The organism is Mesorhizobium sp. M0166, from assembly GCF_040322255.1.
Classification (GTDB): Bacteria; Pseudomonadota; Alphaproteobacteria; order Rhizobiales; family Rhizobiaceae; genus Mesorhizobium.
Window position 1 is genome coordinate 23,852 of record NZ_JAMYTD010000019.1, and the last position, 15,076, is coordinate 38,927.

16 protein-coding genes and 1 pseudogene are annotated in these 15,076 nt (G+C 62.4%); 5 read left to right on the forward strand and 12 right to left on the reverse strand.

What is annotated here, in order from left to right; translation table 11 throughout:
* Positions 1-59 precede the first annotated feature (59 nt).
* Entirely contained in the window at positions 60-1,079 is a 1,020-nt protein-coding gene (gene ilvC, locus NKJ46_RS20505) for a ketol-acid reductoisomerase (protein WP_023676662.1), read from the reverse strand.
* Positions 1,080-1,146: 67 nt separating this feature from the next.
* Positions 1,147-1,869, reverse strand: coding sequence for a TetR/AcrR family transcriptional regulator (locus NKJ46_RS20510; protein ID WP_352666948.1), 723 nt, complete (start codon positions 1,867-1,869; stop codon positions 1,147-1,149).
* Between the two features lie 155 nt (positions 1,870-2,024).
* Between NKJ46_RS20510 and NKJ46_RS20515 the strand changes: the two genes are divergently transcribed.
* Positions 2,025-2,453 (forward strand): anthrone oxygenase family protein, encoded by a 429-nt coding sequence (locus tag NKJ46_RS20515; protein WP_352666951.1) that lies wholly within the window; start codon positions 2,025-2,027, stop codon positions 2,451-2,453.
* A gap of 37 nt (positions 2,454-2,490) precedes the next feature.
* Here NKJ46_RS20515 and NKJ46_RS20520 read toward each other — a convergent pair whose 3' ends face one another.
* Positions 2,491-2,943, reverse strand: coding sequence for a MarR family winged helix-turn-helix transcriptional regulator (locus NKJ46_RS20520; protein ID WP_352666953.1), 453 nt, complete (start codon positions 2,941-2,943; stop codon positions 2,491-2,493).
* Between the two features lie 100 nt (positions 2,944-3,043).
* On the opposite strand from NKJ46_RS20520, the gene NKJ46_RS20525 reads away from it, so the two are divergent.
* Together NKJ46_RS20525 and NKJ46_RS20530 are read left to right on the forward strand one after the other, a co-directional pair.
* Complete coding sequence (locus tag NKJ46_RS20525; RefSeq protein ID WP_352666956.1) at positions 3,044-3,349, forward strand: Rieske (2Fe-2S) protein; 306 nt, start codon at positions 3,044-3,046, stop codon at positions 3,347-3,349.
* A gap of 1 nt (position 3,350) precedes the next feature.
* Positions 3,351-4,076, forward strand: a complete 726-nt coding sequence (locus NKJ46_RS20530) for a glutathione S-transferase family protein (protein WP_352666958.1) — start codon at positions 3,351-3,353, stop codon at positions 4,074-4,076.
* Here NKJ46_RS20530 and NKJ46_RS20535 read toward each other — a convergent pair.
* Positions 4,024-5,261: pseudogene (locus tag NKJ46_RS20535) on the reverse strand (FAD-dependent oxidoreductase). The gene NKJ46_RS20530 and the pseudogene NKJ46_RS20535 overlap by 53 nt on opposite strands.
* A 74-nt stretch (positions 5,262-5,335) precedes the next feature.
* The gene (locus NKJ46_RS20540) at positions 5,336-5,746 is read right to left on the reverse strand and encodes a winged helix-turn-helix transcriptional regulator (protein WP_352466906.1); all 411 of its coding nucleotides are present in this window, start codon (positions 5,744-5,746) and stop codon (positions 5,336-5,338) included.
* A 136-nt stretch (positions 5,747-5,882) separates the two neighbouring features.
* Between NKJ46_RS20540 and NKJ46_RS20545 the strand changes: the two genes are divergently transcribed.
* Positions 5,883-6,773: an SDR family oxidoreductase gene (locus NKJ46_RS20545; RefSeq protein WP_352666962.1), complete on the forward strand. Its 891-nt coding sequence runs from the start codon at positions 5,883-5,885 to the stop codon at positions 6,771-6,773.
* A 42-nt stretch (positions 6,774-6,815) separates the two neighbouring features.
* Here NKJ46_RS20545 and NKJ46_RS20550 read toward each other — a convergent pair whose 3' ends face one another.
* From NKJ46_RS20550 to NKJ46_RS20560, 3 genes are all read right to left on the reverse strand, one after another.
* Positions 6,816-8,735 carry a potassium transporter Kup gene (locus NKJ46_RS20550; RefSeq protein ID WP_352666964.1) on the reverse strand — a complete coding sequence of 640 codons (1,920 nt, stop codon included), beginning with the start codon at positions 8,733-8,735 and terminating at the stop codon, positions 6,816-6,818.
* Positions 8,736-8,891: 156 nt separating this feature from the next.
* Positions 8,892-10,805, reverse strand: a complete 1,914-nt coding sequence (locus NKJ46_RS20555; RefSeq protein ID WP_352666966.1) for a potassium transporter Kup — start codon at positions 10,803-10,805, stop codon at positions 8,892-8,894.
* A 97-nt stretch (positions 10,806-10,902) separates the two neighbouring features.
* Positions 10,903-11,643, reverse strand: coding sequence for a pyridoxine 5'-phosphate synthase (locus NKJ46_RS20560; RefSeq protein WP_352666969.1), 741 nt, complete (start codon positions 11,641-11,643; stop codon positions 10,903-10,905).
* 114 nt (positions 11,644-11,757) lie between these two features.
* Here NKJ46_RS20560 and NKJ46_RS20565 point away from each other — a divergent pair, with 114 nt between their 5' ends.
* A complete protein-coding gene (locus tag NKJ46_RS20565; protein WP_352666971.1) occupies positions 11,758-12,162 on the forward strand; it encodes a SpoIIAA family protein in 405 nt (134 codons plus the stop codon).
* Positions 12,163-12,172: 10 nt separating this feature from the next.
* Here the strand turns inward: NKJ46_RS20565 and NKJ46_RS20570 are convergent, their stop codons facing one another.
* The 4 genes from NKJ46_RS20570 to nthA form a co-directional block, all read right to left on the reverse strand.
* Positions 12,173-13,300, reverse strand: coding sequence for an ATP-dependent DNA helicase (locus NKJ46_RS20570; protein WP_023720791.1), 1,128 nt, complete (start codon positions 13,298-13,300; stop codon positions 12,173-12,175).
* Positions 13,301-13,447: 147 nt separating this feature from the next.
* On the reverse strand, positions 13,448-13,780 hold the full coding sequence (locus NKJ46_RS20575; protein ID WP_352667136.1) for a nitrile hydratase accessory protein: 333 nt from the start codon (positions 13,778-13,780) through the stop codon (positions 13,448-13,450).
* Between the two features lie 19 nt (positions 13,781-13,799).
* Positions 13,800-14,459, reverse strand: coding sequence for a nitrile hydratase subunit beta (nthB, locus tag NKJ46_RS20580; RefSeq protein ID WP_352666974.1), 660 nt, complete (start codon positions 14,457-14,459; stop codon positions 13,800-13,802).
* The gene (gene nthA, locus NKJ46_RS20585) at positions 14,456-15,061 is read right to left on the reverse strand and encodes a nitrile hydratase subunit alpha (protein WP_352666977.1); all 606 of its coding nucleotides are present in this window, start codon (positions 15,059-15,061) and stop codon (positions 14,456-14,458) included. Before nthA ends, nthB begins: the two co-directional genes overlap by 4 nt.
* Between the last annotated feature and the right edge of the window lie 15 nt (positions 15,062-15,076).

Sequence of the window (15,076 nt, forward strand, 5' to 3'; positions counted from 1 at the left end):
ATGCAAAAAGGCCGGCGGATCGCTCCGCCGGCCTTTCTTGATCGGCAATGAAATTGCGATCAGTTCTTGGCCTTGTCGACCAGCTTGTTCTTGGAAATCCACGGCATCATCGCGCGCAGCTTGGCGCCGACTTCCTCGATCTGGTGGCTGTCGTTGTTGCGGCGGATGCCCTTGAAGCGCGACATGCCAGCGCGGTATTCCTGCATCCATTCCGAGGTGAACTTGCCGGTCTGGATATCCTTCAGCACCCGCTTCATCTCGGCCTTGGTTTCGGCGGTGATGATGCGCGGGCCCGAGACGTATTCGCCCCATTCGGCGGTGTTCGAGATCGAATAGTTCATGTTGGCGATGCCGCCTTCGTAGATCAGGTCGACGATCAGCTTGACCTCGTGCAGGCACTCGAAATAGGCCATTTCCGGCGCGTAGCCGGCTTCCACCAGTGTCTCGAAGCCGGCGCGGATCAATTCGACCAGGCCGCCGCACAGCACCACCTGCTCGCCGAACAGGTCGGTCTCGCACTCCTCGCGGAAATTGGTCTCGATAATGCCCGAGCGGCCGCCGCCAACGCCGCAGGCGTAGGAAAGCGCCAGGTCGAGCGCGTTGCCCGAAGCGTCCTGGTTGACCGCGACCAGGCACGGCACGCCGCCGCCCTTCTGGTATTCGCCGCGCACCGTATGGCCGGGTCCCTTCGGCGCGATCATGACGACGTCGACGGAGGCTTTAGGCTCGATCAGGCCAAAATGCACGTTGAGGCCGTGGGCGAAGGCGATTGCCGCGCCATCGCGGATGTTTGGCGCGATCTCGGATTTGTAGATGTCGGCCTGCAGCTCATCCGGCGTCGCCATCATCATCAGGTCGGCCCACTTGGCGGCATCGGCTACGCTCATCACCTTGAGCCCGTCGGCCTCGACCTTCTTGGCGGTCGCCGAGCCGGCCTTGAGGCCGATGGCGATGTCCTTGACGCCGGAATCCTTGAGGTTGAGCGCATGCGCCCTGCCCTGGCTGCCATAGCCGATGATGGCGACCTTCTTGCCCTTGATCAGGTTGAGATCGGCATCGCGATCGTAATAGACACGCATTTTTCTTCCTTCCCGTTTTAAATTCAGAGCATGATGCCGAAAAGTGTGAAGCGGTTTTCGGACGACATCATGCTCCATCGTTTAGTGTAGAGTCGGATTCAGATTTCAGGTCGATTCGACCTGAAATCATCCGGCTCTGTGGGCCTTGCGGCCCGATTTTTGCCCCGTAAAGAGCGAGAAACTGCTGCGTCGCCCGGACGGCATCGCCGCCGATCGCCGCATCAGTCAATTCCAGCCGGTCGCCAAGCAGCAGGCGGATCTGCACGTCACGGGCGACCAGCCCGAAAAAGGTGCGGAACGCCGTCTCCGCGTCGGAAAATTCAAGGAACCCGGCCTGTCTCCCGGCCTCCAGCACCGGCTTAAGGCGCCTGGCCAGCGCGAAGCGGCCATTTTCCAGCACGATGGCGCCGAGATCGTCCTTCCCCGAACTAGCATGGCCGACCGCCACCCGGTTCAGCGCGATCGAGGTGTCGCTCGAAATTACCGTGAGCCAGTCCGAAGCGAAGCGTTCGAGGCTCGCCGCCAGCGAAGCAAGGTCGAGCCCCTTGCGGTCGACCGGCACCACCCGGACCTTGGACGCCTGCCATTGTACCGTCGCGGTCAACAGCCCGTCGCGATCGCCGAACCATTTGTAGAGCGTCTCCTTCGAGCAGCTCGCCCGCCGCGCCACGGCGGTCATGGTCAACTGATCGCCCTCTTCGACCAGCAGGCGAAGGGCGGCGTCGAGCACGTCCTTCTGCCGCTCCGTCAGCGCCTCGCTGGTGTCGATGTCGGTCACAGCATGCAACACAGTCTTTCCTCAGGACGCAAACTCACCCGCAGTTCAGATACGAGCTCGACGGCGTACCGTACGTTACGGTTCGGCTTATGGCGCATTGCCCGACCCGGCGCAAGCCCTTATTTCTGTAGCGCGCTCCATACGGGGCATCACGGGAGACACGCATCATGCTCGCCGGATTGCTTGCCTTGGCCGTTGCCGCAGTGTTCGCGGGCGCGGCTATCTACGTCAGCGTCGCCGAGCAGCCGGCGCGGCTTCGCCTCGATGACAAGGCATTGCTGCAGGAATGGCAGCCTTCCTACAAACGCGGCGCCGCCATGCAGGCCTCGATCGCCGTCATCGCCTGTATTCTGGGCCTCGTCGCGTGGTGGCTGACCGGCAATCTCGCTTATCTGGTCGGCGCCGTGCTGATCATCCTGCCTTGGCCATGGACGCTGCTGGTGATGATGCCGGCAAATAGGTTGCTGGAGGCGATGGACGCGAACACCGTCAATCCTGAAGCTCGGACATTGATCGTCAAATGGGGCAATCTGCATATGGTCCGCGTCGGGCTTGGCGTTCTGGCGACGCTGGCATTCCTCTTGGGCAGTGCCTGACCTCGCCAATCGGCGCCATCTCCGTCATGAGGGCGCGTCACTCCAGGGCGGGCGGATCTCGCAGGCGCCCAAGCAGAGCTGACAGCCCATCGAGCTCATCATTGGAAAGCCGGGAGCCGACCAACTCCGCGATCGACCGGCCGTAGACAGCCCACATGCGGCGGCGCGTCTCGCGTCCCTTGTCTGTGACGCGGATTGTTTGCCCGCGGCCGTCATCGGCAACGGGAAGCTTCTCGACCAGCCCGTCCGCTTCGAGCCGCGCCAGCAGCCGGGAGATGTTGTATTGCGCAAACAGCGTGCGCTCGGTGAGCTGGAACGGCCGCAATCCGCCCTCGCCCGCCTCGGCAAGCTCATGCAGGACGTCGTACCAGGCAAGCGGCGGCAGGCCACTGTCCTTCAGCGCGTCCTCGGCTCGTTCCACCAACTGGCGCGAAACCCGCATCAGGCGGGCCCAGGCCTTGATGGCTGGAGGTGAAGGAATCCCGGTCATGATTGCATCGTAGGCGATAGATGCAATTGCATCAAGCTTGACGATCGATGCAAATGCATCTATATAGATGCAATCGCATCAATCATGAGAGGCAATTCCGATGAAGCATGAAATCTGCAAGATCGCCGACATTCCGGAAACAGGCAGCCTGATCGCTCCGTTTTTCGGCCGCGAGGTCCATGTCTACCGCAGCGGCGAGCGTATCCGCGCCGCCGCCAACGTCTGCCTGCATTTCGGTGGCCCGCTCGACTGCAAGGACGGCAAGCTCGTCTGCCAGTGGCACGGCGCCTCGTTCGACATGGGAAACGGTGATCGCCTCGAAGGCCCGGCGCCGAAGGGCTCCCGCCTGATGTTCCTCTCCACCCGCGTCGAGGACGACGTCTTGAACTATGTCTGGGGAGAGTGAGGTGACCGACAAGCTCATCCTCGTCAGCCATCATCTTTGCCCCTATGTGCAGCGCGCGGCGATTTCACTTCGCGAAAAGGGCGTGCCGTTCGAACGCATCACGGTCGATCTCGCCAACAAGCCTGCCTGGTTCAAGGCAATATCGCCGCTCGGCAAGGTGCCGCTGCTTCGCGTTGAGCATGACGCCCAGGAAACGGTAATCTTCGAATCGGCGATCATCCTCGAATTCCTCGAGGAAACCCAGCCCAATCCGCTGCATCCCACCGACCCCTATGCCCGTGGCCGGCATCGCGCCTGGATCGAGTTCGGCTCGGCAATCCTCAATGCCATCGGCCGCTTCTATTCAGCGCCGACCGAAAGCGCCTTCCGCGCCGAAAGCGGGGCTCTGTCGGCAATGTTCGATCGCCTGGAAGTGGAACTGGCGAACGGCGCGGCCGGGCCATGGTTCGCCGGCGAGCGCTTTTCGCTGGTCGATGCGGTCTACGGGCCGATTTTCCGCTATTTCGACGTCTTCGACCGGATCGGCGATTTCGGCATGCTGGACGGAAAGCCGCATGTCGAGGCCTGGCGCGAGGCATTGCACGAACGCCCATCCGTAAAGGATGCGGTCGCTCCCGACTATGCGCAGCGCCTCCATGCATTCTTGCAGGCCAAGGGTTCGCATCTTTCGGAAATCATCCGTCAAGGCGATTCGACCATAGCGCTTCCGCAAGCCCGATCGGCTTGAACGGATTGATCACCGTTCCTGTGACCATAGAAGCAAGAAACTGCGGCGCCGGCGGGACTTTTGCCAGCGTCGCCACCAGCCTGTCGCGAACGAACGGCATCACATTCGAATCCGATTGATAAAACGGCGTCAGCACCAGCGACAGCGCCTGGAAGACCCGCACATGCCATCGCCGCGCCCGGACGTAGGTTTCCAGCGCAGTATCGATACGGTCCGTTCCTATGAGTGCGTGGTTGAGCGCTGCCGCATCGAGCAGCGCCATGTTCGCGCCCTGGCCGAGCTGCGGGCTCGTTGAATGAGCCGCATCGCCGATAACGGCCAATCGCCGTCCGGCTGGCGTCTTCATCGTGTGATGCCCATAGCGCGCCAGCGAAAGCTGCTCGAAACTGTCGATCTGGTCGATGAAGGCCGCGCATTCAGGCCATAGCCCGACCAATCTCGCCTTCCATGCCTCGAGACCTGCCGCCAATACGCACTCGGCATCCGCCGGCTTCAGGCTCCAGAAGAATGCCGCCATCTTCCCGGCACCGGGCTCGGGCCGGCCGATCGGCAGCACGCGATCATCACGCTCGCGCTGTCGTAGCGCTGCAGCAGCGCGTGCTCGTCGAAACCCTCGCCGCGCCAGCCGAGCGATGCCCAGAACGCCCCATAGGCGAGCGATCGCGGTTCGCCCGGATTGTTCACGCACCGCCGCAGTTTGGAGCGCGAACCACTGGCATCCACTACCAGGTCGAACGGCCCTATCCGTCGTCCGTTGCCGCAGACCAATGTTGCCCGTTCGCCGGTTTCCAGCGTCTCGAGCTCGATACCTGTCTCGATGGTGATCGCTTGGCGCCGGACGGCGCGGAAAAGCACGCCGAACAGAGCCGTGCGGTGCACCGCCAGCCCGAAACGACCGCCCCGCCGGGCATCATAGCGGACGTCGAGTACGGTGCGGCCGGTCTTGGCGTCTGCACCATGCAGGCGATCTATGCGGCTGCCCAGCGCCAGAATGTCATCGAGCAGGCCGAGATCGGCAAGTACCGTCAGCCCGGTCGGCTGCAGGATCAGCCCGGAGCCGACCGGCTTTGGCTGCTCGAAGCGCTCGAAAACGGTAACCCGATGTCCGGCGCGCTTGAGATAGAGCGCGGCGGCAAGTCCAGCCGGCCCGGCGCCGGCAATCGCGATATCCAGAGAATTGCCCATTTGCCCGACCCAGCCCAGGCCGGACAATCCTTCAGCGCTGTCGCTAAATCAAGCCGCCGTCTCGGCCTGGAGGCTCAGCCTTCGGCAGCATCGAAAACCTTCCGCGCCTCGCGTACAGCGCCGTGATTGAGCTCGGCCCATTGGATCAGCTGATGCAAGGGTCCAAACATCGAGCGCCCGAGATCGGTGAGGCTATATTCGACGCTCGGCGGTTTGGTCGGAAACACCTGGCGATGCACATAGCCGTCGCGCTGCAGATCGTGCAACGTCTGGGTGAGCATGCGCTGTGAAATATCGGGCACGAGGCGCCGCAACTCGCCAAAGCGGTACGGCTTCTCGGCCAAGGCCTCCATCAGCAGCGAACTCCATTTATTGCTTATGCCCTGGATCACGTCGCGAACCGGGCAATCCGCAAGGTTTCCGCCACCGCTGCCTGCTTTATATATCTCGAGCTTCGATCTCAGATTGACGATCTTGCCGTCCATGGCTGGTTCCCTGGGTGTGCCTACCTCCCGCAAAACTGCCTTCTTTACGAGGATGGGTCAATTCCTATTTTAGTGCTGGTCTCTTTTTGAGACTAACATATGAACCCGCCGCTCCGGCGCAACGTCAGGACCTTTCATGACCGACACCCTTCTTGTCACCGGCGCCTCCGGCCAGCTTGGCCGCGGCGTCATCAATCATCTGCTTGACACGCTCAAGGTCTCGCCTCAGCGCGTCATCGCCGCTACCCGCAATCCGGAAAATCTGGCCGATCTGGCAGCCCGAGGCGTCACCATCAGGACGGTCGACTTCGACGACACCGCATCGTTGGCCAGTGCATTTACCGGCGCCGACAGGGTTCTGATCATTTCGACGAACGAGCTCGCCGTTCCGGGCAAGCGCCTGAAGCAACATGAGACCGCGGTCGCCGCCGCAAAAAGCGCCGGCGTTTCGCATCTGCTCTACACATCGATGCCCAATCCGGAGCCGGGATCGCCGGTGCTGTTTGCGCCCGATCACCACGGCACCGAGCAGGCGATCAAGGCGAGCGGTATCCCCTACACCATCTTCCGCAACGGCTGGTACCAGGAGAACCTGTTCATGGCGCTGCCGCACGCCGTCGCCTCTGGGCAGTGGTACACATCCGCTGGAGACGGCCGCATTGCCCATGGCGCGCGCGACGACATGGCCGGGGCGATCGCCGCCGGCCTCGCTTCGGGAGCAACCGAAAGCACCACATACACGCTGACCGGTCCGCAGGCCTATACGGTCACCGAGATTGCAGCCCTCGTCACCGAGGTTACCGGCAGACCGATCGAAGTTGTCCATCTTTCGGATGAAGCGCTGACCGAGGGATTGAAGGCAGCCGGCGTTCCCGAGGCTTTCGCTCCCATCGTCGTTTCCTTCGACACCAACACCCGCTCGGGCCGGATCGGCATGGTGACCGACGCGGTCGAGACGCTGTCCGGCAGGAAGCCGCAGCCGCTGAAGCAATTTCTTGAAGCAAACACGGCGGCTCTGGTGAGCTGAGCCTGACAATTGCCGTGCCCTTCGAAGGGCACGGCCGTTTGTTCAGATAGCCACCTGCGTCCCGATCTCGACGACGCGTCCGGTCGGGATCTGGAAATATTCCGTCGCATCTGCCGCCGTGCGCGCCAGCCCGATGAACAGCTTGTCCTGCCAGGCCGGCATGCCGGAATTGGGCGATGCCTTGAGTGAACGCCGCGACAGGAAGAACGACGTCGTCATGATGTCGAACTTCCAGCCCTGCTTGCGGCAGATAGCCAGCGCGCGCGGGATGTTGGGCTGCTCCATATAGCCGAAGGTCAGCGTCACGCGCATGAACAGTTCATTGACCGTCTCCATCTTGACGCGCTCGCTGTCGGGCACGACAGGCTGCGGCGCCGTCACCACCGAAAGGATGACATTCTGTTCGTGCAGCACCTTGTAGTGCTTGAGGCTGTGCATCAGCGCGGTCGGCGCGCTCAGCGGATCGCTGGTCAGGAACACCGCGGTGCCCGACACCAGATGCGGCTTCTTCTTCAGCAGATTGCCGGCAAGGAAATCGAGCGGAATCTCGTTCCGGCGCGTCTTTTCGAACAAATAGCGGCTGCCGCGGATCCAGGTCCACATCGCCAGCACAATGGTGAAGGCCACCGCCAGCGAAGCCCAGCCACCTTCGAACACTTTGACGATGTTCGAGGCAAAGAAGCCGATGTCGATGAACGCGAATACCACTGTCAGGGAGATGGCCAGCCAGAGCTGCCATTTCCAGATGCGGCTCATGATCACGTAGAGCAGCACCGTCGTCACCAGCATGTTGCCGGTCACCGAAATGCCGTAGGCTGAGGCAAGCTTGCTGGATTCGCCAAAGCCGACCACCAGCAGCATCACCACCAGCGCCAGTAGCATGTTGACGCGCGGCATGTAGATCTGGCCGGACTGTCTTTCCGACGTATGCAGGATTTCCAGGCGCGGCAGCATGTTGAGCTGCACCGCTTGCCTGGTCAGCGAGAAAGCGCCGGAGATCACCGCCTGGCTGGCGATAACGGTCGCAGCTGTGGCCAGGACGACCATCGGGATAAGCGTCCAGCCTTCGTTCATTTCGAAGAAGGGATGACCGACCACGCCGTTTTTCGCCAGCACGAATGCGCCCTGCCCGGCATAGTTCAGCAACAGGCAAGGGAACACGATTGCCAGCCAGGCGAGAACGATCGGCTTGCGGCCAAAATGGCCGAGGTCGGCATAGAGCGCTTCGGCGCCGGTGACGGCGAGGAAGATGGCGCCGATCGTCACGAAGGCGACGTCTGGTGAATTGATCAGGAACGCGACGATGTAATGCGGGCTGACTGCCAGCAGGATCTCTGGATCGGCGATGATGTGGTTGAGGCCGGAAAGGCCGATAGCCAGGAACCAGACCGCCGTGATCGGGCCGAAGATCAGGGCGACGCCGCCGGTTCCAAACCGCTGTGCCGAAAACAGAATCGCCAGGATGACCAGCGTCAACGGCACCACATAGGGCTGGAAGGTCGGCGTGACGACGTTCATGCCTTCGACCGCCGACAGCACCGAAATCGCCGGCGTGATGACGGCGTCACCGAAAAACAGCGAGGCGCCGACGATGCCGATGCCGAGGATCACCGCCGAGCGGGTCGGGAAACTGTTGCGCGCCAGCGCCATCAGCGACAGCACCCCGCCCTCGCCGCGATTGTCGGCCCTGAGCACGAACATGATGTATTTGATGGTGACGATGATCGTCAGCGACCAGATGATTAGCGACAGCACGCCGAGGATGTCGCCACGGTTGGCGACTTCGCCCCCCGACGATGCCACCAATGCCTCGCGGAAAGCATAGATCGGGCTGGTGCCGATATCGCCATAAACGACACCGAGTGCGCCCAGCATCAGCACCTTGGTGCTGTGCTGCTCGACCTCAGAATGGCTCGATTGTTCGACGGGTTCTGCCTCGTTACCAGCATTGGTAAGGGCCATGGACGACACTCCGATAAGCGCGCGGTGCTCTACGCTTGCTGCACTGCAATATCAAGTGCCGTCACGTAATGTCTGCGTGTCGGTATTGCGAGTCTTCCCGGCCTGGCAGGCTCGACCCCCTCGACAGACTGCCTGAAACGCTGCAACAGGCACGTTCTAAATAGCCACCTGCGTCCCGATCTCGACGACACGTCCGGTCGGAATCTGGAAATATTCCGTGGCATCGGCCGCCGTGCGCGCCAGCCCGATGAACAGCTTGTCCTGCCAGACCGGCATGCCGGAATTGGGCGATGCCTTGAGTGAACGCCGCGACAGGAAGAACGACGTCGTCATGATGTCGAACTTCCAGCCCTGCTTGCGGCAGATCGCCAGCGCACGCGGGATGTTGGGCTGCTCCATGTAGCCGAAGGTCAGCGTCACCCGCATGAACAGCTCGTTGACCGTTTCCATCTTGACGCGCTCGCTGTCGGGCACGACAGGCTGCGGCGCAGTCACCACCGAAAGGATGACGTTCTGCTCGTGCAGCACCTTGTAGTGCTTGAGGCTGTGCATCAGCGCGGTCGGCGCGCTCAGTGGATCGCTGGTCAGGAACACCGCGGTGCCTGATACCAAATGCGGCTTCTTCTTCAGCAGATTGCCGGCAAGGAAATCCAGCGGGATCTCGTTTCGGCGCGTCTTGTCGAACAAATAGCGGGTGCCGCGGATCCAGGTAGACATGATCAGTCCCATGCCGCAAGCGACCGTGATCGACACCCACCCGCCTTCGACGATCTTGACGACGTTTGCGAGGAAAAATCCGGTATCGATCGTGCCGAACAGGAGGGCCAGCGCGGCAGCGAGGGCAAGCTGCCATTTCCACCGGAACCGCATCACCACGAACAGCAGGATGGTTGTCATCAGCATTTCGCCGGTCACCGAAATGCCATAGGCGGAAGCCAGCGAACTCGAACTGCCAAAGCCGACCACCAGCAACATTACGCCCAGCGCGACCACCAGATTGACCCGCGGCATGTAGATCTGGCCGGATTGCATCTCGGACGTATGCTGCACCTCGATGCGCGGCAGCAAATTGAGCTGCACCGCCTGGCGGGTCAGCGAGAAAGCGCCGGAGATCACCGCCTGACTGGCGATCACCGTCGCTGCCGTGGCTAGCCCAACCATGGGCATCAGCGCCCAATCGGGCAGCATCTGGAAGAATGGATTGGTGGGTTTGCCGCCGTTGGCCAGAACGAACGCACCTTGTCCGAAGTAGTTGAGGAGCAGACAAGGGAACACCACCGAAAACCACGCCAGCACGATCGGCCTGCGCCCGAAATGGCCGAGATCGACATAGAGTGCCTCGGCTCCGGTGACCGCCAGGAACACCGCCCCGACGGTGACGAAGGCGCCGGTGGGCGTATTGGCCAGGTAAGCGACCGCGTAATAGGGATTGATCGCCAGCAGGACCGACGGGTCGTCCAGCAGATGGTAGACCCCGGCGGCGCCGATCGCCAGGAACCACACTGCCGTCACCGGTCCGAACACCGCCGCCACCTTGCCGGTGCCAAAGCGTTGCACGGCAAAAAGCATCGCCAGGATGATCAGCGTGATCGGAACCACATAGGTTTCCAGCGTCGGGGTCACCACTTCCAGGCCTTCGACCGCCGAAAGCACGGAGATGGCCGGCGTTATGATGGCATCGCCGAAAAACAGCGCCGCGCCGCAGAGCCCGATCCCCAGGATGAGCTTGGCTCCATTGGGATAAGCGCTGCGCGCAAGCGACATCAGCGACAGCGTGCCGCCCTCGCCCTTGTTGTCGGCTCTGAGAACGAAAGCGACGTATTTTATCGTGACGATGATCGTCAGCGCCCAGACGATAAGCGACAGCACGCCGAGGACGTCGTTGCGCGCTACCGGTCCCGACGATGCGTGCAGCGCTTCCCGAAACGCATAGATTGGGCTGGTGCCGATATCGCCGTAAACCACGCCCAACGCGCCCAGCATCAGCACCTTGGTGCTGTGCTGCTCGACGGTGGAGTGGCTGGATTGCTCGATGGGTTCTGCCTCGCTACCAGCGTTGGCAAGGGCCATGGACGACACTCCCATAGACGTGCGGTGCCCTATGCTGCGGGGATGGAAAGGACGCGCTGCCATGCCCGGAACCCACGGCCTATCGGCTCGCCTCTCTCTACCAGCCACAAGCCTTCAGAAACCGCCTGACCGTTGCGGCCATGCCATACTCCAACGCATCGGCTGTCAACCCATGTCCGATCGACACTTCGGCCAATGCCGGGATGCGCCTGGCCAGCGCCGGCAAATTGCTCACCACAAGGTCGTGCCCGGCATTGACCTGGAGCCCTGCGGCCAGTGCGGCATCCGCCGTCTTTCCCAATTTCTCCAATTCCTTCGCCGCTTTTGCCGAATCGGAATGATAGCTGCCGTATGGACCCGTATAGAGTTCGATCCGGTCGGCACCGGTGTCGCGAGCGGCATTCACGCCATCGGGGTCCGGATCTGAAAACAGCGATACGCGAAAGCCTCCCTTCTTCAGGCGCTTGACGACCGGTGTCAGGAACGCAGCCTCGGCCGCGAAGTTCCAGCCATGATCGGAAGTCGCTTGCGCCGGGTCGTCGGGCACCAGCGTCACCTGCTCGGGCTGATGCTTTTCCACAAGCGCCAGGAATTCCCCGGTCGGATAGCCCTCGATGTTGAATTCCGCATTCGGGAACTCGTCGTCGATCAGCGCCCTGATCTCAGGCAGATCGGAATGCCTGGTGTGCCGCTCGTCGGGTCGCGGGTGCACCGTCAGCCCATGCGCACCGGCGGCAAGGGCGATGCGTCCGAGCCCCGTCACGCTTGGCCACGGCAAGTCCCGCCGGTTGCGCAGCATGGCGATGGCGTTGAGGTTGACGGAAAGCTTTGCAGGCATTTGCACGGTTCCAGGCTGATCTCGGCGCGCATCTATACCGTCTTTAAGGGGAACAGACAGAGGGTTTCAGGTGTTCCAAGGGAACGAAGAAAATCGAGCGCAAGGAGTTCCCTGTTGAATTTTCTCGATGCCGTACCGGCGATCCGCCGCATCGATACCGATCGCGAAGACCTCTTCGCCATCGATGTCGTCGGCCATGTCGCAGCGGCCGACGCCGAAAACCTGTTCGGATTGCTGGAGGCAGCCTACGCGCTGCACCCAAAAATCGACGTGCTGGTGCGCCTGATCGATCATGAGGGTGTCGACTGGACCGATGTATCGGACGAGACGGTCGAACAGGGCATAGCTCATGCAGTGCAGCATATCGGACGCTGCGCGGCGGTCGGTGAGCCGGACTGGATAGTGGAAGCAAGAGCCTTTTTGCCTGCCTCCTTGCCTATCGAACTCCGGCATTTCGAGGCCAAGGACGAAGCCGCCGCCTGGGAATGGCTTGGCGCCAACCCGATCGCCCAGCGCTGATACGGCCGCCCTATCGGACGATCGTCAGCCGTTCGGCCGCGCGCGTGATGGCGGTGTAGAGCCAACGCTGCCGTGTTTCCTTGAACGCCCAGCTTTCGTCGAAAAGCACGATCTCGTTCCACTGCGAGCCCTGCGCCTTGTGCACGGTCAGCGCGTAGCCATAGTCGAAATCGTCGAACCGTTTCTTCTGCTGCCAGGGAATGTCGGCGTCGGGATCTTCGAATGCCGCCTTGAGCAGCTTGATCTTGGCGACGCCGCGATCCGGGTCGTCTTCCTCCGGCGAAACCAGCAGATTGATGCCGGGCTTGACCGTCTCGCGCGACGAGGTCATCACCTTCCACAGCGAGCCGTTGAGCAGTCCCTTGGCCGGATCGTTGCGCAGGCAGACCAGCTTGTCGCCGGCTTGCGGATAATCGGCGTTGAACCCCTTCAGCTCGCGCAGCCGCTGGTTATAACGGCGGCGCGTACGGTTGGTACCGACCAGCACCTGGTCCGCCTTCAGCACCAGTTCCTGGGTGACGTCTTCCTTGCCGATCACTTGTGCCGCGCCATAGTCGCCGCGCATGAACTCGCGGCCCTCGCGCACGTCAAGCGCAAGCCGGATGATCGGGTTGTCTCGTGCCTGGCGATGGATTTCGGTGAGCAGAATGTCCGGCTCATGGTCGGTGAAGAAGCCGCCGCCGGAGATTGGCGGCAACTGGCCGGGATCGCCGAGCACCAGGATCGGCGTGCCGAAGCTCATCAGGTCACGGCCGAGTTGCTCGTCGACCATTGAGCATTCATCGATGACGACGAGCTTGGCCCGCGAGATCGGGCTCTGCCGGTTGAGCGAAAATGTCGGCGACATCGATGTCTTGCCGGTCACCTCGTCCGCTACCGATTCTTCGCCCTTCGGCCGGTAGATCAGCGAATGGATGGTGCGGGCATTGACCGCGCCCTTGGAACGCAGCACCTGCGCCGCCTTGCCCGTAAACGCGGCGAACTGCACCTGGCCATCGACATGCTCGGCGAAATAGCGCGCCAGCGTCGTCTTGCCGGTGCCGGCATAGCCGAACAGCCTGAACAGCTGCGGCTTGCCGGCTTTCAGCCAGCCGGCCACCGCCTTCAGCGCCTCGTCCTGTTGAGGAGAGAATTCCATCAGCGCGACAGACCGGATTCGCGAGGGAAAGACAAGGTGACTGCCGTCACCATCAATTTTCATCGCCGGCAATTACGCCGCTGCGACAGTGTCAGGCTATCAGTGACGAACAGGAACGTAAAGAGAACAAGACCAGGCGACCGCAGCTTACATAGCCTGCTGTGGATCGTTCTCCAGAAGGATCGGCTTGCCATGCGGCGTTGCGTGCGCGGCGCGCTCCCAGGCAGCGGCGATCGCGTCCACATCGGTCTTCGCGGCCAGACCTTTCGAAGCAAGCAGCTTTTCCAGCGCCGCCAGCCAGTGCTCGTAATAATCGCGGCCGTCGCGCGCGGCGCCCTGCCGCTTCACCTCCGCCGACAAAGCATCCGCCCATTCGCTCCACGAAAACAGCCCGTTATCGTGCAGCGCCACCGTCATGGCAAAGGCCTCGGCCTCCCACGGCTCGGCAAACACACGCGCCTCGACACCGGCGGGCAGCATGGCGACGACTGAGCCCGTCTCACGCCGGCTCAAGGTAGCTCTCCCAGGCATCGATCGACACGACAAGTGTCGGGTCGGCGCCCTCGCCCCAGATTTCCTCGCCTGTGAAGGCCACGGTATAGACCCATTGCGGGTTTTCGCCCTGGCCGTGCGCACTGGTGTCGGGAAAGACAAAGCCGTCGCGTACCGCCTCGACGACGCCTTGTTTGCCGCGTGCATAGCGCGGCAGCCTGGTGTGGCCGGTCGGATGAAAATTCCTGGTTCGCACGAGGTCGCCTGCCTTGAACCGCGCAGGCGCGGCGACAGGCCGGTCGCAAGGCCCGCCCTTGGCCAGCACCGCCGGAACATCCTTAGCCTTGAGCACCCGTTTGGGTGTCGCTGCCGGGTCGACCGCGTCGCCCGTAGCCAGGTCGCGGTCGCTGACGAAACCATGGCGTTTGAGCAGCACCTCCAGCGCCTTGATCCATATCTGATAATAGCTGGAGGCATAATAATCCGCTGGATGCAGCGATTCTCGCGCGTGCCGACTCTCGTCGATGGTCCAGGCGCCCATGGCGCCGGCGCACAACGTTACGCCCAGCGCCCGCCTTTCCCAATCGGCATGGAAATAGGGTTCGTCCGGTTCGGGCGCGACCGGCCCGAAACCCATCTGGCCGCCGAGATCCTGCGGCCCGTTCATGCCGGCTCCTGCGCCAACGCCGTTCCGATCATGGCATCGCGCGTCACCAGATCGGCGAGCCGCGCCTCATCCCAGCCCTCGGTGCCCCTTGGGCGCATCGGCACCACCAGATAGCGCAGCTCGGCGGTCGAATCCCACACCCGGATTGTCGTCGCCGCCGGCAAGGTCAGGCCGAATTCCTCGAGCACGCCGCGCGGATCGATCACCGCGCGCGAACGGTAGGGCGGCGCCTTGTACCAGACTGGCGGCAGGCCAAGCACCGACCACGGATAGCAGGAGCATAGCGTGCAGACGACGAGGTTGTGAGTGTCGGCCGTATTGAAGACCGCCTGCATGTGCTCGCCTTGCCGGCCGGTATAGCCGAGCGATTCGATGGCCGCCGTCGCATCACGCTTCAGCCATGCGGAAAACCCGGGATCAACCCAAGCCTTCGCCACCACTTTTGCGCCGTTGCGCGGCCCGATCTTGGTCTCGTAGGTGTCGACGATGACGTCGATCGCCGCCGGATCGATCAGGCCTTTGCGGGTGAGAATCGTCTCCAGTGCGCGCACACGCGCCGCAAAGGGATCAAGCTCGTTGTCGTGGTCGTGATTGTGCGGCATGGCGTCAAATTACGA